The organism is Corynebacterium limaceinasi (genome assembly GCF_046717465.1).
In the GTDB taxonomy this organism is placed as follows: Bacteria; Actinomycetota; Actinomycetes; order Mycobacteriales; family Mycobacteriaceae; genus Corynebacterium.
The window spans coordinates 701242-723134 of record NZ_CP177100.1 but is presented as its reverse complement, the minus strand read 5'-3'; the positions used below and the strand labels follow the sequence as shown (position 1 = coordinate 723134).

General features: G+C 56.9%; 20 protein-coding genes and 1 pseudogene. 9 read left to right on the top strand and 12 right to left on the bottom strand.

Going from position 1 to position 21893, the window contains the following annotated elements:
• Positions 1-44: 44 nt before the first annotated feature.
• Together ftsX and ftsE are read right to left on the bottom strand one after the other, a co-directional pair.
• Entirely contained in the window at positions 45-947 is a 903-nt protein-coding gene (ftsX, locus tag ACLI1Q_RS03565) for a permease-like cell division protein FtsX (RefSeq protein ID WP_239270081.1), read from the bottom strand.
• Entirely contained in the window at positions 944-1642 is a 699-nt protein-coding gene (gene ftsE, locus ACLI1Q_RS03560) for a cell division ATP-binding protein FtsE (RefSeq protein ID WP_239270082.1), read from the bottom strand. Before ftsE ends, ftsX begins: the two co-directional genes overlap by 4 nt.
• Before the next feature lie 120 nt (positions 1643-1762).
• On the opposite strand from ftsE, the gene ACLI1Q_RS03555 reads away from it, so the two are divergent.
• Positions 1763-3391: an AbgT family transporter gene (locus ACLI1Q_RS03555; RefSeq protein ID WP_284849788.1), complete on the top strand. Its 1629-nt coding sequence runs from the start codon at positions 1763-1765 to the stop codon at positions 3389-3391.
• Between the two features lie 21 nt (positions 3392-3412).
• Here ACLI1Q_RS03555 and prfB read toward each other — a convergent pair whose 3' ends face one another.
• Positions 3413-4516, bottom strand: a complete 1104-nt coding sequence (prfB, locus tag ACLI1Q_RS03550) for a peptide chain release factor 2 (RefSeq protein ID WP_239270084.1) — start codon at positions 4514-4516, stop codon at positions 3413-3415.
• A 60-nt stretch (positions 4517-4576) separates the two neighbouring features.
• On the opposite strand from prfB, the gene ACLI1Q_RS03545 reads away from it, so the two are divergent.
• Positions 4577-5413, top strand: a complete 837-nt coding sequence (locus tag ACLI1Q_RS03545) for an inositol monophosphatase family protein (protein WP_239270085.1) — start codon at positions 4577-4579, stop codon at positions 5411-5413.
• Entirely contained in the window at positions 5406-6188 is a 783-nt protein-coding gene (gene hisN / locus ACLI1Q_RS03540) for a histidinol-phosphatase (protein ID WP_023016942.1), read from the top strand. The genes ACLI1Q_RS03545 and hisN overlap by 8 nt, the downstream gene beginning before the upstream one ends.
• Here the strand turns inward: hisN and ACLI1Q_RS03535 are convergent.
• The 4 genes from ACLI1Q_RS03535 to ACLI1Q_RS03520 all read right to left on the bottom strand — a co-directional run bounded on the left by ACLI1Q_RS03535 (position 6185) and on the right by ACLI1Q_RS03520 (position 9997).
• Entirely contained in the window at positions 6185-6445 is a 261-nt protein-coding gene (locus ACLI1Q_RS03535; RefSeq protein WP_239270086.1) for a MarR family transcriptional regulator, read from the bottom strand. The genes hisN and ACLI1Q_RS03535 overlap by 4 nt on opposite strands.
• Entirely contained in the window at positions 6442-8379 is a 1938-nt protein-coding gene (gene feoB, locus ACLI1Q_RS03530) for a ferrous iron transport protein B (RefSeq protein WP_239270087.1), read from the bottom strand. Before feoB ends, ACLI1Q_RS03535 begins: the two co-directional genes overlap by 4 nt.
• Before the next feature lie 3 nt (positions 8380-8382).
• Positions 8383-8667 carry a ferrous iron transport protein A gene (locus tag ACLI1Q_RS03525; RefSeq protein ID WP_239270088.1) on the bottom strand — a complete coding sequence of 95 codons (285 nt, stop codon included), beginning with the start codon at positions 8665-8667 and terminating at the stop codon, positions 8383-8385.
• 238 nt (positions 8668-8905) lie between these two features.
• Entirely contained in the window at positions 8906-9997 is a 1092-nt protein-coding gene (locus ACLI1Q_RS03520; protein WP_239270089.1) for a S1 family peptidase, read from the bottom strand.
• 211 nt (positions 9998-10208) lie between these two features.
• On the opposite strand from ACLI1Q_RS03520, the gene ACLI1Q_RS03515 reads away from it, so the two are divergent.
• Positions 10209-10649 carry a DUF1990 family protein gene (locus ACLI1Q_RS03515; RefSeq protein WP_239270090.1) on the top strand — a complete coding sequence of 147 codons (441 nt, stop codon included), beginning with the start codon at positions 10209-10211 and terminating at the stop codon, positions 10647-10649.
• Between the two features lie 64 nt (positions 10650-10713).
• Here ACLI1Q_RS03515 and ACLI1Q_RS03510 read toward each other — a convergent pair whose 3' ends face one another.
• Positions 10714-11331, bottom strand: a complete 618-nt coding sequence (locus tag ACLI1Q_RS03510; protein WP_411697076.1) for a kinesin — start codon at positions 11329-11331, stop codon at positions 10714-10716.
• Between the two features lie 72 nt (positions 11332-11403).
• Here ACLI1Q_RS03510 and ACLI1Q_RS03505 point away from each other — a divergent pair.
• Positions 11404-11761: pseudogene (locus ACLI1Q_RS03505) on the top strand (transposase).
• 106 nt (positions 11762-11867) lie between these two features.
• On the opposite strand, the gene ACLI1Q_RS03500 reads toward ACLI1Q_RS03505, so the two are convergent.
• Positions 11868-12005, bottom strand: coding sequence for a hypothetical protein (locus ACLI1Q_RS03500; protein WP_411697153.1), 138 nt, complete (start codon positions 12003-12005; stop codon positions 11868-11870).
• Here ACLI1Q_RS03500 and ACLI1Q_RS03495 point away from each other — a divergent pair.
• The 3 genes from ACLI1Q_RS03495 to ACLI1Q_RS03485 all read left to right on the top strand — a co-directional run bounded on the left by ACLI1Q_RS03495 (position 11949) and on the right by ACLI1Q_RS03485 (position 15686).
• The gene (locus ACLI1Q_RS03495; RefSeq protein WP_411697143.1) at positions 11949-12119 is read left to right on the top strand and encodes a hypothetical protein; all 171 of its coding nucleotides are present in this window, start codon (positions 11949-11951) and stop codon (positions 12117-12119) included. The two genes, ACLI1Q_RS03500 and ACLI1Q_RS03495, sit on opposite strands and share 57 nt — an antisense overlap.
• A gap of 804 nt (positions 12120-12923) precedes the next feature.
• On the top strand, positions 12924-14093 hold the full coding sequence (locus ACLI1Q_RS03490; RefSeq protein WP_370657802.1) for a P-loop ATPase, Sll1717 family: 1170 nt from the start codon (positions 12924-12926) through the stop codon (positions 14091-14093).
• 393 nt (positions 14094-14486) lie between these two features.
• Complete coding sequence (locus ACLI1Q_RS03485; protein ID WP_239270094.1) at positions 14487-15686, top strand: MFS transporter; 1200 nt, start codon at positions 14487-14489, stop codon at positions 15684-15686.
• Here the strand turns inward: ACLI1Q_RS03485 and ACLI1Q_RS03480 are convergent.
• Both ACLI1Q_RS03480 and ACLI1Q_RS03475 read right to left on the bottom strand, forming a co-directional pair.
• Complete coding sequence (locus ACLI1Q_RS03480; RefSeq protein WP_239270095.1) at positions 15616-17415, bottom strand: siderophore-interacting protein; 1800 nt, start codon at positions 17413-17415, stop codon at positions 15616-15618. The genes ACLI1Q_RS03485 and ACLI1Q_RS03480 overlap by 71 nt on opposite strands.
• 404 nt (positions 17416-17819) lie before the next feature.
• Positions 17820-18800, bottom strand: coding sequence for an ABC transporter substrate-binding protein (locus ACLI1Q_RS03475; RefSeq protein WP_239270096.1), 981 nt, complete (start codon positions 18798-18800; stop codon positions 17820-17822).
• 557 nt (positions 18801-19357) lie between these two features.
• Here ACLI1Q_RS03475 and ACLI1Q_RS03470 point away from each other — a divergent pair.
• Entirely contained in the window at positions 19358-20425 is a 1068-nt protein-coding gene (locus ACLI1Q_RS03470; RefSeq protein WP_239270170.1) for a FecCD family ABC transporter permease, read from the top strand.
• Positions 20426-20637: 212 nt separating this feature from the next.
• On the opposite strand, the gene ACLI1Q_RS03465 is transcribed toward ACLI1Q_RS03470, so the two are convergent.
• A protein-coding gene (locus ACLI1Q_RS03465) for an IS3 family transposase (RefSeq protein WP_284853453.1) occupies positions 20638-21875 on the bottom strand; the annotation gives its coding sequence in 2 pieces (ribosomal slippage) (positions 20638-21548 and positions 21548-21875; 1239 coding nt in all).
• Positions 21876-21893: the final 18 nt, after the last annotated feature.

Below are 21893 nucleotides of genomic sequence, written 5' to 3'. Positions count from 1 at the left end.
AATTGCCTCAGTGTACTGCTCGTTTACCGCACCCGGCAAACGGCTTAGCGGCGGACATAAGAACGTAGGGTAATCTGCGCGGTGGCAGCGGTAACCGCCAAGGCGAGCAGGCCTACCAGCGGCAGCGCTACCCACAGATCGCTGGACTTCATCGGCGCCAGCAATTGCGATTCATACAGGCCCTGCAGGGAAGGATCGATCACTTGAGATTTCGCGACGAGCAGCCCGGCACCGCCCAAGACCAAGCCGATGAGGGAAGCGAGCACGGCTTCTACCACGAACGGCGCCTGCGTCATCCAGCGCGAAGCGCCCACCATGCGCATGATTTCGGTCTCGCGGGTGCGGTGGAAAGCGGCGATTTGCACCATATTGGCCACCAGGAAGATGGCCGCAATGGACATCACGATGGCCACGATGAAGGTGGCGGTGCGGATGGAATCGAGGTTGCTTGCAGCCTCGCGCACCTCTTCTTGCTGGTCCACGACCTCTTCTACCGCCGGGTTATCCCGCACAGCATCGATGGCGGAGGCCTCTTCCGGGTCAACGAGGCGCACGTGCAACGCTGCCGGCAGCGCGTCCGGCGAGGTTTGTTCCACCATCACCGGATCCGTGTCCTGGAAGAGCTCGCGGAAGCGCTCGTAGGAGGCCTCCCGGTTGCGAAATTCCACGGACTCTACGGAACTATCGGATTCCAGCTGTTCTTTTAAGTCCGCGCAGGCGGGCGTGGTGCAGTTTGGATCCGTGGCGGAAATGTCCTCGTTGAGCTGCACCATGACCTCCACACGGTCCAAGTAGATATCCTTCGTATCCTTGGTGAGGTGGGTGACCATGATGCCGGCAACCACAGCGCCGACAGAAATGGCCGTGGTAATGATCATCGCGATGGTCATCGTCAGGTTGCGGCCCAAACCCTTAGTGGCCTCGCGGAAGATGAATCCTAGCTTCATGCCTGCTCCTCCTGCGCCGAATAGGCTGCGTTGTGCTCATCGCGAACGAGCGTGCCATCGCGCAATTCCAGCACGCGTTTGTGCGCCTTATCCACGGCGCGGGAATTGTGCGTGGACATCACTACGGTGGTGCCACGCTTGTTGATGCGCAGCAGCAAGTCCATGATCCCGTCGGCGGTGGCGGGATCGAGGTTGCCCGTGGGTTCATCGGCAAGCAACAGCTTCGGGCGATTGACCAGGGCGCGCGCGATGGCCACGCGCTGCTGCTCACCGCCGGAAAGCTCGTGCGGCATCGCATGGTGGCGGTTTTCCAGACCCACCATCTCCAGTACCTGCGGCACCGCGGTGGAGATGCGGTGCTTGCTCTTGCCGATGACCTCCAGGGCAAACGCCACATTCTGGTACACGTTGAGCTTGGGTAGCAGCCGAAAATCCTGGAATACGTAGCCAATGGATTGGCGCAGGGCGTTAATATCCTTGCCCTTCAACTCATTGACGTGGAAGTCACCGAAGTAAATATCGCCCGAGGTCACATTGCTATAGCGCACCATGAGCTCTAGAAAGGTGGACTTTCCGGACCCCGAAGGTCCGATGAGGAAGGCAAACTCACCATCCGCAATGTCAAAAGACACCCCATCGAGCGCGGGCCGGAACTGGGCGGAATACACCTTAGTCACGTTTTCGAAAGTAATCACTCCGCTACTGTAGCAATCAAAGTTGACAGCAACCTGTGAACGCTATCTAGTATTGTAGTCTGGAACACAATATCTGGTACGAAATGGTGCCCGACTCGATCGACAGAAAGTGCCGATACTATGGCCGAGACTAAAACCAAAGAAAAACCGGAGAAAGCAAGCGGCTTTTTAGGCACCGTAGAAAAGATTGGCAATAAACTCCCCGATCCTTTCTGGCTCTTCGTCATCCTCGCGATAATCGTCGCCATTACCTCTTGGATTGGCCACTTAATTGGCATGAGCGCCGAGGATCCTAAAACCGGCGATACCATCGAGGTTGAATCACTCCTGACCACCGAGAATATCTCGCGTATGGTCACAGACGCGGTGGAAAACTTTACGAGCTTCCCGCCGTTGGGCGTCATCCTTGCCGTCATGCTGGGTGTGGCCGTGGCCGAGCAGTCTGGGCTCTTGTCCGCGCTTGTGCGCGCCATGGTGACCAAGGTCAGCCCGAAGTTCCTTACCTTCCTCGTCGCGCTGGCCGGCGTGACCGGTTCCGTGGCTTCGGATGCGATTTATGTCATCCTCATCCCGCTGGGCGCGATGGCCTTCCACTCGGTGGGCCGCTCCCCCATCGTGGGTGCCATGGTGGCCTTTGCGGCGTCCTCGGCGGGTTTCAACGCCTCGCTGATCCTCAACATTACTGACCTCCTGCTGGCCGGTATTTCCACTCCCGCCGCACAATTCGTGGATGAGGCTTATGAGGTCAGCCCGCTGGCCAATATCTTCTTCGTCATACCATCCGCTATCGTGCTATCGCTTATCATCACCGCCGTCACGGAATGGTTCATGGTGAAAAAGGCCCGCGAGCTGGTCAACCACGACAAGATTAATTACGAGGAAGTATCCTTCTCCCAGGCTGCCGGCGCCGCTGATGACGAGACGGACGAGGACGGCGAAGATAGCGACGTTGATTTCGAGGAAGAAGAAGACGAGCTGCGGGTAAAACCGGAGGAGCAAAAAGGCTTGGTTGCCTCTGGTATCGCGCTACTTATCTTCCTCGCGGGTTTCTTCGCCCTGCTCTTTATCCCAGGCTCCCCGCTGGCTAGCCAAGAAGATAGCTTCATGGAATCGCCGCTGATTAGCGCGATTGCGGTTCCCATTGCCCTGGCATTCTTGGTCTGCGGCATCGTCTACGGCATCTACGCCGGCACGCTGAAGTCCGCCTCCGACGTGCCAGATTTCATGGCTAAAGGCATTAAGACCTTGGTCCCCATGCTGGTGCTCTTTTTCGCCGTCGCCCAGTTCTTGGCGTGGTTCCAGTGGTCCAACCTCGGTGTGTGGACCGCCATTAAGGGCTCTGAGCTGCTGCAGGCATGGTCGCTGCCGCCCATCTTGATGTTCGCCGCGCTCGTGGCCATGGTGGCAGTCCTCAACCTGTTCATTACCTCAGGTTCCGCACAGTGGGCACTGATGGCACCGGTGATCGTGCCGATGATGATGTACGTGGGCATCTCGCCTGAGGTCTCCCAGATGCTCTTCCGTATCGGTGACTCACCGACAAATATCATCACCCCGATGTCGCCGTACTTCGCCCTGGCGCTGACCTTCCTGCAGCGCTATTACAAGCCGGCGGGCGTTGGCACGCTGATGTCGCTGGCGCTGCCGTATTCCATCGCCATGATCGTCGGCTGGTTTATCTTCTTTATCGTGTGGTACCTACTGGGTATCCCACTCGGACCGGGAGCCCCGATGCACTATCCGGCTTAAGCCTGCAGAGCGCGGTCGAGGTTAATCCTCGCCGCGCTCTTGTTGCATGCGCCAGCGGATGCCGGCTTCCAAGAAGCCGTCGATGTCCCCATCAAGCACCTTGGAGGGATCGCCCATTTCAAAATTGGTGCGCAGGTCTTTGACCATTTGGTACGGGTGCAAAACATAAGAGCGCATCTGGTTGCCCCAGGAGGCATTGCCGCCGGCGCCGAGCGCATCGAGCTCCGCCTGCTCTTCCTGGCGCTTGCGCTCCAAGAGCTTGGCCTGCAATACCCGCATGGCAGAGGCCTTATTTTGAATCTGTGATTTCTCGTTCTGGCAAGTGACCACGATGCCGGTGGGGATATGCGTCAGGCGGACCGCGGAATCGGTGGTATTGACCGATTGCCCGCCGGGACCAGAGGAACGGTACACGTCCACGCGCACCTCGTTATCCGGCACGTCGATGTGGTCCGTTTGCTCCACCACGGGAAGGACCTCGACCTCTGCAAAGGAGGTTTGGCGCCGGCCTTGGTTATCGAAGGGCGAAAGGCGCACGAGGCGGTGCGCGCCCTGTTCCACGGAGAGCTGGCCGTACATGTATTCCCCGTGCACCACGAAGGTGGCGGATTTAATGCCCGCTTCTTCGGCATAGGAAATATCGTAAATATCCACTTTGTGGTCGTGCTTTCCCGCCCAGCGGGTGTACATGCGCATGAGCATCTCCGCCCAATCGGCCGCGTCTACCCCGCCGGCGCCGGAGCGGATATTGATCACGGCCTCGCGCGGGTCATATTCCCCGGACAGCATGGTGGTTACCTCGAGGGATTCGATGGCACTTTCCAGCTCCGCAAGGTCTTCATCGGCAACGGAGACGGTGCCTTCTTCCTCCGCGAGCTCGTACATCACCGGCATATCATCTAAGCGCCCGCGCAAAGACTCCAGTTTGCGGACCTTTGCTTGCGCGCTTGATAACTCAGAGGTGACCTTCTGTGCGTGCTCGGGATCATCCCACAGCAAGGGATCCCCAGCTTGGGCTTCCAGTTCCCGAATACGCGCAGCCAAGGCTTCCGGATCCATGACCTTTTCAATGGTGGTCAGGGTGGTGTCCAATTGCTTGAGCCGTGTAATTACTTCGGGACGCATAGGGCCCAATCTTACCCACCTCCCCCACAGAATTAGCCATTGGTTGGATTTAGGGTGACAATGGTGTGCATGGATCAAAAGCCAAGCTTGCAGGAGATGATCGATGCGGTCATCAAAACGTTTATTGTCGCGCATGCTGACGATGGGGATGCCCATTTGGCGCAGGCGCTTGTGTATAACGCCGGACGCTTAGCTTGGCGCTTGCGCGAGATGGGCGTCTCGGTTGAGCAGAAAACCTCTATTTCTGATGTGGTCACGGATGCAGACCGCGCCGCAGAGCGCTTCGTTGCCGGAGTGCTAGAGGCCGTGCGCCCCGAGGACGGCCTCGTGGGCGAGGAAGGCACAGCCCGCGAGTCCCAGTCCGGACGCAATTGGGTCATCGATCCGGTCGATGGGACCTACAATTTCACCTCCGGCTCCGATTATTGGTGCTCGGCGCTCGCGCTTACCGATGCCTCCGGGGTCGCCCTCGGCGCCGTCCACCGCCCCGCCATGGGCTATACCTGGTTTGGCGGGCGCGACTACCCCACCTCGCTCGATGGTAAGGACGTTGCCAAGCTGCAGGATAAGCCGGCAGAAGAAATCTCGCTCTCGTCCTACCTGCACCCAACGTCGCTGGCGGATCCAGAAATTCGTGCGGCGTGGCAGCGGGTGACCGAAAACTTTGCTACAGTCCGTATGCTTGGTGCCGGTTCAGTGGACTTGGCCTCCGTGGCAGAAGGCACGTGGGGCGCATGGATGCAGCATTCGGTAGCGGATTGGGATTGGTTCCCCGGCAAGGCTCTCATTGAGGCCGCTGGTGGTGCCGCCCGCAAGGTAGAAGCCGGTGGCGTCGAGTGGTGCTTGGCCGGAAATAAACAGGTAGTTCAACAAATGGAGGAATGGCTCCGTGGGTAAATTCAAAGAAGACTTAGGTCTCGCGCTCGAGTTGGCCGGTCACGCCGATGTAGTCACGATGCACCGCTTCGAGGCCACCGACCTATCCGTCAAGGAAAAGCCGGACCTGACCCCGGTCTCGGATGCGGATCTCAACTGCGAGAAGCACATTCGCGATTCGCTGAAGCGCTCCCGCCCGCGCGATGAGGTTTTGGGCGAAGAGTTTGGCGGCCAGGCCTGCTACGAGGGCCGCCAGTGGGTCATCGATCCCATCGATGGCACGAAGAACTTCGTGCGCGGTGTGCCCGTGTGGGCCACGCTTATTTCCCTGCTCGAAGACGGCGAACCGGTCGTCTCCGTGGTCTCCGCCCCAGCCCTGCGCCGGCGCTGGTACGCAGCGAAAGGCGCCGGTGCCTACCGCGTCTTTGGCGGTGAGCCGAAGCGCCTGCACGTCTCCCAGATCGAGAAACTTGGGCATGCCTCCCTTGCCATGAGCTCGCTCACCGGCTGGTCCGAGCGTGGATTACGCGATAAGTTCCTCAACCTGACGGATAAGACATGGCGCCTGCGCGGCTACGGCGATTTCTGGTCCTACTGCCTCGTGGCAGAAGGCGCTGTCGATATCGCCACCGAGCCTGAGGTCTCCCTCTGGGATCTCGCCGCCCCGTCCCTGCTCGTGACCGAGGCCGGCGGTACGTTTACGGATCTGTCCGGCAATCCTGGGCCGCACGGCGGATCGGCCATTGCCTCCAATGGCCGCCTGCACAAGGCCGCGCTGCAGATGCTGCAGGATTAAGGCCGGACCGTAAGTTTCAATAAGACCGGTTCACGGCGCCCGCCCTCGGCGCCGGAGCAGCCATCACTGTGCGAGCAATTACCACAGCCGCCCGTGGGGCACGAGGAGAGCGATTCGCGCACGAGCTGCGCGCTGTGTTCCAAGTGGGCGAGGATAACCTCCACGGTCCCCTGCCCCAGTCCGGTCGCGCGGGCGATGTCTGCGGGGGTGGAGTGACCGCCGCGGATCGCTTCTTTTACCTTGTCTGTAGGGCTCATAGGAATAACCTCAGCACCTGGAAGACTCCGACTGCCAAGACCCAGGCCGTGACGAGCTGGAGCGCAAAGCCGATGAGCGTCCACTTCCAGCCAATTTCGCGCCGCTGCGCGGCCACCGTAGCCACGCACGGGGTATAGGCCAAGAGGAAGACCATGTACGCCCACACCGCGGCCAGCCCGTGCCCACCGGAGGCGGCATCGAAGTCGCTGCGGATGTGATCGGCCAGCGAAGACTCGGCTTGTTCCTCAGGATCCGCATCCGTGACGTCATCGACGGCGTAAGTCTGCGCCCAGGTGGAAATCAGCGTTTCCTTCGCCACAAAACCTGTTACCAGCGGGCCGGTGAGCGACCACGAATCGAAGCCAGCCGGCGCAAACGCCGGGGATATCGCCTTCGAAACCGCGCCATAGGCCGAGTCCTCCGGCGGGACGGCTTCCTCGTCAAAGGAATGCCCACCGGTGACGGGTATGGACATGAGCAGCCAAATAACCACCACCGTGGCCACGATGATGCCACCTGCGGTGTGTAAGAATCCCTTCAGGCGCACCCACATGACCGAGAGCGATAGCTTAAACGTGGGCAGCTGATACGAAGGCAGGTCAATAACGAGTGCCTCGGACGGCATGGCGCGCCAGACCGTTTTGCGCAGTGCCAAGCCCACGGCTACCACCAGGGCGATGGACAGAACGTACATGCCAAAGACCGCCGATCCGGCGTGATCTGGGAAAAAGACCTGCGCCAGCATCATAAAGACGATAAGCCGCGCCGAGCACGAGGTGAAGGGGATAAGCAGGCAGGTAAGGATGCGGTGGCGGACATCGCCAAGCACTCGCGTGGCCGAAATCGCCGGCACGTTGCAGCCATAGCCCACCACGATGGGGATAAAGGCCTTGCCAGGCAGGCCAATCGAGCGCATCACCCTATCGGTGACCACCGCAGCGCGCGCCATATAGCCGGAATCCTCCAGCACCGCCAAGCACAGAAACATCAGCGCCAGTAGCGGAGCGAAGGTCAGCACCATGCCGACGCCACCAATGAGGCCATCAACAAGCAAGCCCGAAATCAGCCAGTGATCCAGGCCAATGGCTTCCAGCCCGGCGCGGGCCGCGTCCGAGACCGGACCGGTGACAAGGTCTTCGAGGCCGTCCTGCATGGGCCCTGCCACCGTGGTGGTGATGAAGAAGACCGCCCACATCACCGCGAGGAAGAGCAGCGGGCCCACCACTGGGTGCAGCACCACGCGGTCCACGCGCTGGGTGAGGGTCTCGCCTACCTCCACGCGGTGGACCGCAGCTTTTTCGGCGGCATCGAGATCCGCAAAGCGCTGATCCAGGCCGGAATCCTGGCGGATGATGGTTGGCTCGACGCGCATGGCCTGTGCCACGGTGGTTTCCAGCCCGTCGAGGTTGCGCCGGCGCCGTCCATTGACGCTGACCACTGGCATGCCAGTGGCGCGGGAGAGCGCTTCAGTATCGATGCTAATGCCCTGCTGCTCGGCCATATCCTCCTTGGTCACGCCGATGACCACGCGGTATGGCTCGGCGGCAATTTGCAGCGCCAAGTTGAGCCCGCGGGCCGGGGCCGTTGCGTCCACGAGGACCACGACGACATCAGGGCGCTCGTCTGCCGGGCAGTCAATGAGCATCTGCTTGGTAAAGGCCTCATCCGGGCTCATGGGCTCAAGTGAATAGGCGCCGGGCAGGTCGATGATGTCAAAGGCCTCTGGCTGCGCATTCCAGAGCCCGCGGCTGACCTCGACGGAGGTGCCCGGCCAGTTGCCGGTCTGGACCTTCGCGCCGGTCAATGCGTTAAAGAGGGTGGACTTTCCGGAGTTGGGCGCGCCCACCAGTGCCAGGACCGGCGTGCCTTCCGCCGCTATCCGCATGGTGGAGGTGCTGTGGCAGCTTGCTGGGGCCGTGGAATTATGTGCCATCGCTTATGCCTCCACCGGAACGACTTCGAGTTGGCGCAGAGTGTGCGCATCCACGGCATAACGGGCCGTACCTACGCTGACAATGCGCGCACCGCCTGCGACGGTGCGGCCGATCTGCACGCGGGTGCCAGGCCGAAAGCCCAGCTCGCGCAGCCGCACGGCCAGCGCCGGTTGGGTCTCGATCGCGTTGTGCAGGCAATCAGCGGACAGTTCCACCACGGCATCGGTGGGTGCTTGATCCGCGCGAATGGGCCCAGTTTCTGGTGGAGTGGAATGGGTTTTGTACATGGGGAAACCTCGGTTCAAATTTCGCTGCGGATGCGTTAGCCACAGCAGATATTGACTATCCCTAATTGGACAATAGGTAAGTCTCACCTTAGTTTATGTCTCCGATTGCAGGCAAGGCTATCCTGCGCTTTCCCCCACTTTGGCGGGACGCATGCGCGTTATATGCCCATAGAAATTGCGCATAAAAAAGCGCCCCGTGCAGCACTCAAGGCTGAACGGGGCGCTATCTGCTTCGCGCTTATGCTTCGGGCAAGGTAAACCCAGCACCAACGCCACCACGGCGGTTCATATCCGCCAACACGGTATCCATGTTGGTAGCGGCGGTGGGGTTATGAACCGCACCCTGCAGCGGGGTGCGGCACGGGAAGTTCACCGGCAGGAAGCCGCCGGAGATGGAACCGATGAGGCGGTCACCGGCGAGCAGCGGCGCACCAGAATCGCCCATCATGGCGCAGACCTGGTTGACCTGGATGCTTTGTGCCTGCTGATAGGTCATACCGCAGGTCTTGCCGGTGGCAACGCCCTGCTTGCATACGGTCTCACCCGGGTTTACGGTCCCGCCTAGGGAGTTAACGGTTACTCCGTTGTAGCTGCGGGTGACCTCAGCATTAGAACCGAATTCGATCACCGAATAATCCAGCTTGTCATTCTTGGACACGATGGTGCCCGTCGGGCCAATGTGATCAGAATCGGCCGAGGTAATGGCATCGCCCTCATTGCCGCAGTGCCCTGCGGTTAGCCCCACCTTGCGGCCGGCATCGTCATTACCGGCAACGCTCAGGGTGCACATGGTGTCACCATTGATATAGATGGGAGTTCCAGGGCCGTACAGGGACTTACCCTGATTCATGGCAACATCGGATTCCTCGGGAGTGCGCGGGGCATCGAACAAGGACCCCGGCACGCGGTGCAGAACAAAATCTGCATCGGGCTTGCCCGCAGCTACCTTGGAAAATCCATCATTTTTCCACTGGTAATTGGGATTATTACCCAATGGCTTTTGCTCTACCTGAGTGGCCTGTTCCAGTAGCCCGAAGGGATTCGGGTTGGTGGCCGGCTCCGCGTACTTAGCCCCCTGCTGGGCGTTATTCGCCACCGTATCGTGCGCGTTCTGCACCGCGGAATCCACGGTATCGGTGACCTGCTTATCCACCTCTGGGGTCTCAATTCCAAAGTCCGCGAGGCCATCGCGCACGTGGTTGATTAACCCTGCCGAGTCAATATCCGGTTGGGGCAATTCTTGGGCGCCTGCTGCCGGGGAACCCAGGAAAAACGCACCAGCGAAAGCCGAGCCCACCAGGACTTTCTTTAGGTGCGGAATGCGAAGCATCAAAGTACCTTCTTTCAGTTGTCAGGATCGTGCTAGCTAAATCCTGACATGAATCTCGTGTGAAAGCAGCTAAGTCCTGTGACTGTTTCCAAGCCGTTACCGTTCTTTCAGGTTTCGGGGGTGATCACACTATTAATCCGTACCCAAAAACTTTTCGATGCCCTATTCTTCACCCCCATGAGGTCCCCACAGATAAGCACTGAGACTTAAGATGCCAGAGCCGCTTTCCTATACCGATACCGCCGGATTCCCGCAGCTGCACATGAGCCGGGTCATCGACGCCGATTTCGATGCCGCGGCCCACCGGCTCTTTCGCTGGGGCATCCAGCGCAGCGGCCTCTTCCGCGTGCGCCCCACCCACCCGGTCGTCCAAGAAGGCGCCGAGGTCACCATGGGCCTTGGCCCGTTTGATTTCCGCTGCCGCGTGGTCGAGGCTTTCTCTGACGATGGGCGCTGCGGTTTTACCTACGGCACCTTGCCCGGACACCTCGAGCGCGGCGAGGAAACCTTCACCTTAGAGCGCCTGCGGGATGGGCGGACGCTGCTGCTTATCGATGCCACCTCCGAGCCCTTCCTGCCCTTCTTGCGCCCGCTTGTCGATATCCCCCGCCGTCTGCTCATCCGCCGGTTCTACCTGCACGCGCTGGACTAGCACGACAGCACAAAGGCCGCTGCCTCTCCCCTTCGGGTTAAGACAGCGGCCTGGGCGTAGTTAGCTACTTGCGCTTTTCGTCGAGGTTATCGCGAGCCTCGCGCACGACGTCTTTCACGCGGTCGAAGAAACCGCCCTTCTTACCGGATCCATCCTGGTATTCCTGCGCCTTGTCTTCCACGAAGTCCTTAGCGCGGTTGATGGCTTCTTCAACGACGTTGCCGGCCTCGGTGACCTTGTCCTTCAGGTCATCAAAGTCATCGCGCTCATCATCAGCTGCAACCCCTTCCGGCTGCTCGGGGGCGGCAGCGATGTGTTCCTCTTCGGCCTCGCCCACCACGTGCTGTGAGGGCTCATAGTCCGCGTTATCCTCATCCAGCTGTTCCTGCAGATCCGGTTGCTCGGACGCTGCAGCGACGTGCTCTTCCTCAGCGCCGGTAACGACGTGATTCTTCGGCTCGTAATCGCTCTGCGCCGCAGCATCATTTTGCCCATCTGCGCTTGCCGCTGCGGCGGCGCCGGCAGCAGCAGCCCCGCCAGCCGCGGGTCCGGCTACACCGGCTCCCGCAGCCTTGCCGGATTCAATCTTGTTGCCCTCGGCATCAGTGGATGCCAGGTAGGTAAATTTCTCGCGATCCACGTCTACTTCGTGACCAAGGGCGCGTGCAGTTTCTTTAGCCATTGCTTTGTACTCCTTAACTAGATCTATTTTCTCCTATCCTAGCGTTTCGGAGTGTCCCAGGTTTTGTTCCGTTTGAGTAGATGGGAAAATCTGGAACGTGCCGAGAAAATTTGACCAGGATGCAAAGGATCGTGTGGTCCGTCTCGTGGAAGATCGCATCGTGGCGGAAAATATGTCGATGCACCCCGCGTGCCAGGCAGTAGCTCCAAAGTTGGGGGTTTCATGGCACACGGCTCGTCAATGGACCCAGCAGGCCCGCCGTTCGGGAAACATCCCAGAACCTGTGTGTGAAGATTTGGCCGCCGAAAACGCGAGGCTGCGCCGTGAAAATCACCAGCTACGCGACACTAATGAGCTGCTGAAGGCTGCCTCAGCTTTTTCGCCTCATGACCAGGCCCCAAGCCTCGGTTATGATCCGGTTCATCGATGAATACCGGAATTATTTCTCTGTCGAGTTCATTTGTAAGACGTTGAAAAATAACCGGGCTGGTGGGTTTATCACCTCGCGTGGGTATCGCCAGTCCAAGGCCCGTGGGTTAAGTGCTCGTCGACTTCGCGATGCTGCGTTGGTTGAACGCATTAGTGCTGTTCATCGGGATAATGACGGTGTCTACGGCGTGCGAAAGATGTGGCATGCGCTTGACCGTGACGGAATCGACATCGGTCGTGAACAAACCGCCCGGCTGATGCGCCTGGCCGGTGTTTCTGGCACAGGCACAGGCAGATCACCTACCACAACCCGTACACCTCAACGTGCCGGATCTGCGCCCGGATTTAGTGGGGCGTGAGTTCAAAGCCCAAGGCCTTAAACAAGCTGTGGGTGGCCGACATTACCTACGTGCGCACGAAGAAAGGCTTCGGGGGTCGGGCCCATGCGCACTGCAGGCATTGCCGCTACAAGCACTCAATCAAGCGATTGTAAGTGCGAGGGAAACAACAGGTCTCATTCACCATTCGGATCACGGCTCGCCGTACGTCAGCGTTGTCTACAACCAGCGTCTCGCCCAGCACGGGACCACTGCTTCCACCGGAACTGTTGGCGACTGAAATGACAATGCTCTAGCTGAAAACGTTAACGGCTCCTCACAAGAGGCGAACTCATCTATAATCGCAGGTGGAATAACGTTGTCGAGGTAGAAATCGCGACATTCGAGTGGGGTGTCATGGTGGAACGAGGTAAGGCTCCACCAAAGCCTGGGATACCGAACCCCAGCCGAGGTGGAAACCGAACTGTGGAATTAGAATCAGCCACAGGATAAAATGCAAATCAAGGCAAATACCAAGGAACAAAAAGTCAGGACACTTCGATAGAATTGGCTGCTATAGGGGCCAAACCAACTTTACTATGGAGGGATAATGGAATCATCACTCAACGAAATCAACTTAGGCCGTATTGACGCTGAAAGCGACGAACAACTCGAGGCTTATTTTGTTGAAACTGGAGCCGTCGATGGGGTCCGTTCAGGGAAGCAACTGATATTGGGTAGGAAAGGCTCAGGAAAGACCGCTCTATTTGCCCATATCAGGGACGCTTTTAGCCACAGGACAGTCGATCTTGAATTAACAAATTATTTTTTGAAACTCACAAGCTGTTGCGGGAAAAGGGCGTCGCAGAGACGAATGCATACACTACTGCATGGGAATTGCTAATCTACCTTGCAGCGCTCGGTTCGATACAGGAAAAAATGTCTTCGAAACAGCGGAGCAATTTCAATAAATTCCTCCATGATCTTCAGGTTCAAGATCGACAAGGTCGACTCAATCAGATGTTTGACTGGCTCAGTCGCATAAAGAAACTTAATTTACCTAATATCTCTACCGTGGCAGATTTAGGGGGAGTAGAGTTTGATACCACATCTCAGCAGACATTAGACGATAAATTTATCCAAGTATTTAATCAGTTTCAAAAATTTGCTTTAGAAATCCTTGCCGAATTCCCTCGGACTGTACTTATCGACAGGATTGATGAAGCATGGGACGGCAGCGAGGAAGCAAGGCTTCTAATCATCGGGGCCATCAAGGCCATGCGTGATATTAACTTGAAAGTTAAGCCCAAAGGATTAGCAACTGTAATTATTTTTCTTAGAACAGATTTGTGGCAGGCAATTTCATTCAACGATCGAAATAAAGTGAGTCAAGATATCGAGTACTTGGATTGGAGTGACGATGACCTAATCAAAGTAATCGAAGCTAGAATTAAAAGTAGTGTCGGCAACAAGCAAAGTAGTTCCTCGACTTGGCATTCGCTGTTCTACGATGGAGAAATGCGGCAACGCGCCCGCTCTGAAACTTATATGTTGAAACGGACCATGGGGCGACCGAGGGACATAGTAGCCTTTTCTATCTCTTGCCTCGAAGAAGCTCAGCGAAATGGTCATTCTTTAATTGAGCGAGAGGACATTTATTCAGCCGAGCCCAAATATTGCATGCATGTCCTTGAAGAGCTTCGTGATGAATTTAGTCATACTATTGATAATTTTCAGAGTGTCCTCAATCTTGTCCGGAAGCTTAGGAAAAGAAATTTCTTCATGGAAGATTGGCTCACTGTCGCTCAAGCACAGAATGTCTGCGAAGAAGAAGCTCGAATATGGCTGAATTTACTCTTCGAGGCTTCTGTTGTAGGCGTATTTGAAATTGGGGGCGGGGGCGGAGGATCCCGCTGCATTTACCGTTACCAAGATCTTAATGTGCAACCCGAAGAAGAGTCACACATGCAGGTCCACCTAGCCGTGGCAAAAGCTTTGAAACTAAAAGATTCATAAGAGGCCGTATTCACAATCATGGCATTTACTTAAGTGCTTATCCACTGAATCTGGATTCTTCAACATCAAAATGCACGAAATCCGAGTGCAGCACTACGCTGTTCACCCTTGTTTGAGATGGGCCCGCTTGCGATAGCACAAAGATTCGTCATTTTGATCTTTCGAACCATTGGAAAGCACCTTGCCGTCAGCTCTAAGGGCGCCTGATGAGTCTGCCCTAAAGACGCTGCGACTAATTAACTGCAATATTGAATACAAACACGTTGTAGAACGAACCAATCCAAAACAGCCCTCTGCTGCAGCCAGTAGACTCCTTGAGGGAGCACGAACATCCGGATGGAAACAAGCCATCAACAAAATGGACAGGGTCCATCCCGGCCATATATAATTAACGTGGCTGGCCAAGGGGTATCGACCCATATCGATATGCTCATCGCCTTCCGAATCCTGCAGGGATTCGCGGCGGGCTTCTCGGTGGCGGTGATGCAGACCCTCATCGTCACTAATGCCGGAAAGGACCAGGCCACACGCGCCATCACCGCAATCGGTCTACCAGCGGTAATTGCGCCTGCGATTGCCCCGCTACTGGGCGGGCTGCTTGTTGATGCCATCGGCTGGCGCGCCATCCTCCTCATCAACGTCCCCATCGGCATCGCCGCAATCGCCCTAGCCGCTCACTATCTAGAACGGACCCCAGCAGACCCTGCAGCCCAGCTGGACCGCATGGGATACCTCTTGCTCGCGCCAGGTTTGCTCGCGGCAGTCTATGGCTTTACCACCATCGGGCACATGAACTCTTGGACAAGCATAATTCTCCTCGCCGCCGGCGCGGGGCTGATTGGATACTTTGTCCTGCATGCGCTCCGGGCACCATCGCCGCTTATCGATGTCCGCCTATTTACCCACGCCTCCTTTTCCTCAGCGTGGGCAACGCTGGCCATTGCAAGCACCGTGTTTTATGGCGGGCTCTTCCTTATCCCACTGCACTATCAGAGCAGCTACGCCTACACCGCACTGCATGCGGGACTTCTGCTAGCACTACAGAGTGTGGGCGCGTATTTCAGCCGCTCGGCGTCGGAAAAGTTCATCGCCCGTTGGGGTACGCGGAAGACCGTCTACATGTGCATTGCCGCCGCTATTATCGGAACGCTACCTTTCGCCTTTCCCACCGGCCAGGCGGCAGGCTGGCTCATCCTTCAAGGCTGTGGGCTATTCGTGCGCGGCGGCGGAATCGGAGCCCTTACGGTGCTCACGATGTCCGCGACCTACCACGGCTTATCCAAAGGTGAAGTCGTCCATGCCAGTGCTGCGGGCCGCATCGCGACCCAACTTGGTAGCGCACTCGGCGTATCCGTCTGCACGGTGCTGATGACCCTCACCCACGGGATCGGCTGGACAACGTTCGCCTACTTCACCGTGTTCACCACACTTATGGCAGCCACGGCCCCCGGCTCCCGTCCGGGACCGTGGTCCGGAAATAAAAGGTTATGCTCGAGGCATTTTGTCCTACCGAGGTTCCTCTTTAGGAATTCGCTTCTGCTTCCAGGACGAAGAGGTGTTTGCCCCAGCCAACAGCCGTGGCAGAAGAAATAAGAGCGCGGCTATCAGCGGTAGCAGCGCTGACATCGTCCTGAGTCGGCACCTTGGTGCCGAACATGGAAAGCCTCACCAAGTCCTCTTCATAGGAATGCTCATCGCCGCCTGCTTCCTCGAGGACCTCGGTAAGGATAAAAGCCCGGCGGGACTTATCCCCACTAACCGCGCGGCCTAATTCGGCAGCCACCTCTTCGCTGCCAAAGATGCTCCAGGGATCGATGAAAATCACGTCAGTTGCCCACGCATAGTCCGTCTCGGTGGGAGAAAGGCCGCGTCCGTCGCCGCCCATCTCGCAGCGCGCATGAGAGGCTACTGCGATTTCCCGTAGCACCGCTTCCGATGAAGCATCGGTGATAATCCGGCATTCAGCATGCTCGCATCGGCGGAGGATTTCATCTGCATATACTGCACCGCCCTGGCCAATGATGAGAACACGAGCAGTGTCATCCAGATACTGCTGCAGTTCCTTTGCTGCGGAAGGAGCGGTCCACCCAGCACTCACATTCTTTTGCTCAAAGCGTTCGGCTGCCAGGTGCGGGTCCTGGCCAAGATATTCTGACCACGGCAATCCCTTTTCGCCTTGAAGCGCTGGCCCACCGGTGCGAAGGCTGTCCTCAAGGCGCATCAGCGCCATCGCCTCAAGGTGCGCTGGCCCGCTTAACCAACGCACTACATTTGAATCTGGGTCCGCCAGTTCCATGCCCATTGCGGTCAATGCGAGGGTGGTTTCGCTAACTTCGACAAGTTCAAGAGCCGCCAGGTAACGGATAAACCTCCGTAGCGCCTCCTCGTGCAGTTCTGTCGCAGCAGCAAGAGCAGGGACCGTGTTCGCACCCGCATCGATTTCCTGGAAGAGCCCTAAACGCACGGCAGTGCGAAGCGCAAAGGCCGAATTCAACTCAGCCAAATCATGGATATTGTGCAAAACACTATTGCTGCTGCTCGATGCGCTTTCTTTAGCGTCGCTCTGGCTGGTACGCCGCCAGTAGCCTGTGATTTCCCGATGCTCAGGGGAAATTCCGGAGGCCTTAAACAAACGCCGCAGCGGTTTCAGCCGGGAGGCCTCCCCCGCCGCCCATGCATATGCTTCGCCACCCGGCAATGCCGACTGAGCAGTCTCCTCAAAAAGCGCACGTGCCTTTTCTACGAAGTCCTCGCCCTGGTCACGTACTGCCCAGTGGATCTGTACCGAATCCGAAATATCGAGGTTCTGAATATCAGCACTCGTAGGAACCTCTACCACCGCAACCGCGCGATGCCCTGACGGGAGTGATTCCAGGCAGCGGCCGATTGCTGGGAGCGCAGTCTCGTCTCCGGCCAAGAAGAGCCAATCGGTGTGCGTAGGTAACTGTGCACACGACTTCGGGCCTGCCACAAAAATGGCGTCACCGATTCGGGCATTCTGGGACCAGTTTTCGGCCAAGCCCTCACCATGGCGCGCGAAATCTATGGCTAATCGCCCGCGTACAGCGTCAAAGTGGCGAACCGTGTATGTGCGGAATAGGTTTTTCACGGCTTCTGGCCACAAGAGGTTGCCATCATTTTGGGCTATTGGGTGCGGCCGCTCCCCCGTTTCAGGATCCGGGAAGATGAGCCGAACGTCGTCGTCAAAACCATGGCTTACCAGCGAGGGAACGGAAATACCATCGCGCTCGTGGTCTTGGAGTTGCTCCCCGCTCAGCGTAATGCGCCGCATGGATGGCGATATATCTTCAATTTCTTCCACATATAATTCCCGGTAAGAAATTGGATAAATTTCCCTGCTCCGGCTGTTCCTTGGCATATTTGAGACCAGTCCCCTCTCGGTCTAGATGGCTTTTAATTCACTTTGTTCGATTGTCTATTTTCTTATTAAGTTTTTGCTGGTGCTTTGAACGCTTTTCCCAGCGCCAAGCATTTTCCAGCTCACCTACATACCTTTTAATACAGTCATCGTGCTGCGCCGGTGAGCGAAGATGCGGAAAGCCTGACGCTGGTTTTCCGTGCCGGAAAGGCATGAGCGAACGGACCACTGCCTTGGATACAATTCATTTAAGAGAACGCCTTCCGATGCATCGGAAGGCGTTCATGACTACCTGCTGCAACGGGCTGAGCCCCATCTAGCAGGCGTCGGAGTCGTGCAGACCTTGACTACTTTCCAACCTTTTCCAGCGTCGGCATCGTCTTATCCAGCACCCAAGCTCGACTCAAGCTCGTCGGGTTGTTGAGTCCAGCGACGACCGCTTCATCGCCAGCGAGAGTCGCACCGGATTTCACCTGCGGCAAATCTTTGTATCCCGGAGTATTTTCAACTTCCTCGATTGAGCCGGTGCGGTTATAAATAACCATAAAATCAGCGGCCAGGTGGGATACGTTTTCCGGAGAAAGCGTGACGCGGCCTTTATCAACTGGAACCGTACCGTCAGTCAACTTATCCGGGAACTTCATACCCAAATCGTAGATGAAGGATGCACCCGGATCCTCAGGGTCTGCAACGGCACCAAAGGATCCCTGGGCGAATTGAGAAACAATGCCGGTTTTACCCGCGAGGTTCGGCAATTTTTCCTTAACGTCAGCGAAACGCTTCCGATCCTCATCGATAGCTTTCTTCGCTTCGGATTCCTTATTAAAGATCTTACCCAAAGCTTCTAGCTGTGCCTCCCAGCCAATCCCCTCCCCTTTATCGGAGATGCCGCCGAGAGTCGGTGCGATTGCAGACAATTCTTTGTAATTAACCTCAGATATTGTCCAGTAATCCCCAACAATGAAGTCGGGTTCAATTGCCGCGATTTGTTCTTGTGGCAGAGTTTTGAAATCTGCCTGATCGATCACCTTGACACCATCGAGCTTCCCCTCGCGCCAGGGTGAGTTCTTATCTTTTGCATTCTGCACGACGGCTGCTGGTTTAATTCCAAGTTCCAGCAGGTTATCAACAGCCGGCCCCACGGCAACCACATTTTGTGGATTGACCGGATACGTATCCGTACCCCGTGCATGCTCAATGGTCACGTCTTCTGCAACTTTGGAGGTTGCCGCTTCATCGGTCGAATCGTTCGACGAGCATCCTGACAAAACCAATCCGGCGCAGATAGCGGCTGCGATAACTGACTGCACTCTCCTCTTTACTGCCATCCCTTTTCCTTAAAGTCGGTTTCCTGAAGTTGTCCTCGACGTTTTCCACTGGATTTCTCACAGACCCGCAGGCAACTTTTAGATTAGGTTAGCTTTACCTACATCGCATTGCAATAGTGTTCCACCACAAATCAACACAATATGCCATTAACCAGCCTTATCTAGAGGGAAAATTATTCCCGTAGAGAAAGCACGCCCACCTGCAATCCGAAGATAAAAAGCGCTTCTACAACCACTTCTCCACCCCTAAAGCGCTCGACATCAATCTATCCAACAGTATTAGGGTTGACTAACCTAACCTACAGTGCATATATTTGTGCCACACCTAACACTTCCCAGGTTGTCAATGACGCTTAACCGCGCAAATTCAGTCGCTAGCTCAGCGTGAGCCCCAAGTGGGAACAGGAGTTTTCTTTGAGGAGATGGAAGGACTTCCACCGCAAGCCAAACGCCTGATACGACTGTTTTCTCATTCTTATGGGCTTGACCCCCGGACGAGCCAGTCTTAGAGAACACAGGTCTTACCGCACAGAACAGGAACTTTTCGACTGACCATCATGAGTATTCATTCCAGTTTCAGCATTAACAGCGCCCAAGTGCCTCGAAGCCGCACCTATTCGCGACGCGTTGCTGGACTCATACTGTGCTTGGTGCTGCTCGTCCTCGGAGTTTGCTTGAGTATCGCTGTCGGAGCTAGAAGTATTCCACTAACCGATGTCATATCTGCTCTCAGAGAAGTTCCTTCGCACCGTGAAACTGCTCTAAACTTCGAACAGCGCGTACTCTTCGAGCTCCGTATACCGAGGACCTTGATCGCAATCGTAGTGGGCGCTTCCCTCGGAGTAGCTGGCGCTTTAATTCAAGGCCACACCCGAAACCCGCTCGCTGATCCAGGCATTCTTGGGGTCAACGCTGGTGCCGCTTTAGCTGTAGTTTCCAGTTTCGCAGTCTTTGGATCGATCAGTATGTTTGCAACAACTGCGGCTGCCTTCTTGGGCGCTGTAAGTGCAACCATCATTGTCTTCGGCCTGGGACGCATCAATGGAGGCAATGCTAGTTCGCTCACTCTTACGCTTAGTGGCGCAGCCTTATCTGCCGTGTTGAATTCGATCACTACAGGCCTCATTCTGGCAGAAGAGGCCAACCTGGACCGTATGCGTTTTTGGACCGTAGGTTCGGTAGCGGGACGTGGTCTAGACGTCTTTTGGGGAGTATTACCATTTTTGGTCTTGGGTATCGTTTTAGCCTTTGCTTCTGCGCCGTCTCTAAATTTACTCAGCCTCGGTGACGATGTAGCTCAAAGTCTCGGTGGTCGAACCGATCGGGCTCGCCTCTTCGGCATGGTCCTTATCTCTCTGCTTGCGGGTGCTGCGACCGCTATGGCAGGACCAGTTGGGTTCATTGGCTTGATAGTGCCGCACTTGGTACGTGCCATCACGGGTCCTGACTATCGGTGGATTTTGCCGTATTCCGCCCTATTAGGTGCCACGCTACTGGTGCTAGCTGATGTCATTGGCCGAATCATCGCACGTCCAGGCGAGTTACCAGTAGGAATCGTCGTCGCTTTTATTGGCGCTCCATTATTCTTCGTGCTTGTCTTCCGGCGGAAGGGGGTAGCGCTATGAATGGTCACCGCAATACTGTCCCAGGCCGCCCCGCCTTCCGCATTGGCACAAAACTATTTGAGCTCTCAGCTGTTTGGCGCCCGTGGCAGCTATCTGCCACTTTCATCCTCGCCATATTGGCCCTACTTCTAGTGCCCTTATCTATCACGCTGGGAGATTATCCAATCTCTTTCGGTGGGCCCGAACCCCGGAAAGTGGACACGGGGATTTAATCAAGATGCGATAGTAAGTGTAGCTGATCCGGCGGCTTCGAAGGCGTTCGGCGAGCGATAGCCGCACCACGAGTGCAAGCGCTTGGTGTTGTAGTGCGTGCACCACCGGAACACGTCCCGACGACATACGAGCTGACTTGGGAAAACGGACTCGTCCTGGAGGACTTCCCGTTTCAGCGTGGCGTTGAACGACTCCGCCAACGAGTTGTCCGCGCTCGTCCCGATTGCTCCCATCGACTGGGTGACACCGAATCGTTCACACAGCTTCCGGTATTGCCCAGAGGTATAGACGCTGCCATGATCGGAGTGAAAAATCGCCCCGTCAAGGTTGCCTCGGACCCCGTGGGCCATCGTGAGAGCTTCTTCGACCAACTCCGTGCGCATGTGGTCGGCGATCGCGAAACCGGTCAACTGCCGCGAATAGCAGTCGATGACGGTGGCCAGGTACATATTCGACCCGTCCGCGATCGGCAGGTACGTGATATCGCCGACGTAGATGGTGTTCGGTTTCTCCGCGGTGAACCGGCGTTTCAGCAGGTCGGGCAACTTCGGAGCCCGTTTCGCAGACACGGTGGTCTTCACCCGGCGTTTTTTGGTGTAGCCGAACAGGCCCATCTGGCGCATCAACCTGGCGGTGCGCTTGTGATTGAAAAGGTCGTCGTTGGCTGGATCGGAATTGATGGCCGCCGTCACGCGTTTCGCCCCGTAACAACCGTTCTCGGCCGTGAACACGGCCTTGATCCTCGCTCCCAGCACCGCGTCGTCAAGGACGCGTCGCCGGCGGGCAGGAGCAGCTGATTTCCATTTGTAATACGAGGACCGGTTGATCTTCAAAACCTCACATAACCGCTTGACCTCGTAGAGGCCTCGGTTGTCATCAACGAACCGGAAGCGGTTCACCAGTTCGTCTCTTCCGCGAAATATTTGGCCGCCTTGCGGAGAATCTCTCGTTCCTCCCGGAGCTTGGCGTTTTCGCGTTCCAGCACGCGGATGCGTTCGGCGTCGGAGAGTCCTTCAGCAGGCGTGCGTGCGCTGTTGGCTGCGGCAATGGGGCTGGCGACTTTTTCACCGTTGGCGTTGGTTTTGGTGCCGGTGCCGAAGGCGTCGAGCCAGGTGCGCAGGGAGTTGCGGTTGACCCCGAGATCGGAGGCGATCGCGTTGAGCGTTGCTCCGGGGGTCGACTCGTACAACGAGACTGCGTCGCGCTTGAACTGCTCGGTGTAGGTCTTGCGTGGCATGGTGGAAAGGTACCTCAC

Coding starts and splice junctions, on each gene's coding strand:
- ACLI1Q_RS03520 (WP_239270089.1), bottom strand. CDS start 9,997: ATGCTTCGCATTCCGCACCTAAAGAAAGTCCTGGTGGGCTCGGCTTTC.
- ACLI1Q_RS03535 (WP_239270086.1), bottom strand. CDS start 6,445: ATGAGCCCTACAGACAAGGTAAAAGAAGCGATCCGCGGCGGTCACTCC.
- ACLI1Q_RS03470 (WP_239270170.1), top strand. CDS start 19,358: ATGAGTATTCATTCCAGTTTCAGCATTAACAGCGCCCAAGTGCCTCGA.
- ACLI1Q_RS03525 (WP_239270088.1), bottom strand. CDS start 8,667: ATGTACAAAACCCATTCCACTCCACCAGAAACTGGGCCCATTCGCGCG.
- feoB (WP_239270087.1), bottom strand. CDS start 8,379: ATGGCACATAATTCCACGGCCCCAGCAAGCTGCCACAGCACCTCCACC.
- ACLI1Q_RS03555 (WP_284849788.1), top strand. CDS start 1,763: ATGGCCGAGACTAAAACCAAAGAAAAACCGGAGAAAGCAAGCGGCTTT.
- ACLI1Q_RS03510 (WP_411697076.1), bottom strand. CDS start 11,331: ATGGCTAAAGAAACTGCACGCGCCCTTGGTCACGAAGTAGACGTGGAT.
- ACLI1Q_RS03475 (WP_239270096.1), bottom strand. CDS start 18,800: ATGGCAGTAAAGAGGAGAGTGCAGTCAGTTATCGCAGCCGCTATCTGC.
- ACLI1Q_RS03545 (WP_239270085.1), top strand. CDS start 4,577: ATGGTGTGCATGGATCAAAAGCCAAGCTTGCAGGAGATGATCGATGCG.
- ftsX (WP_239270081.1), bottom strand. CDS start 947: ATGAAGCTAGGATTCATCTTCCGCGAGGCCACTAAGGGTTTGGGCCGC.
- prfB (WP_239270084.1), bottom strand. CDS start 4,516: ATGCGTCCCGAAGTAATTACACGGCTCAAGCAATTGGACACCACCCTG.
- ACLI1Q_RS03515 (WP_239270090.1), top strand. CDS start 10,209: ATGCCAGAGCCGCTTTCCTATACCGATACCGCCGGATTCCCGCAGCTG.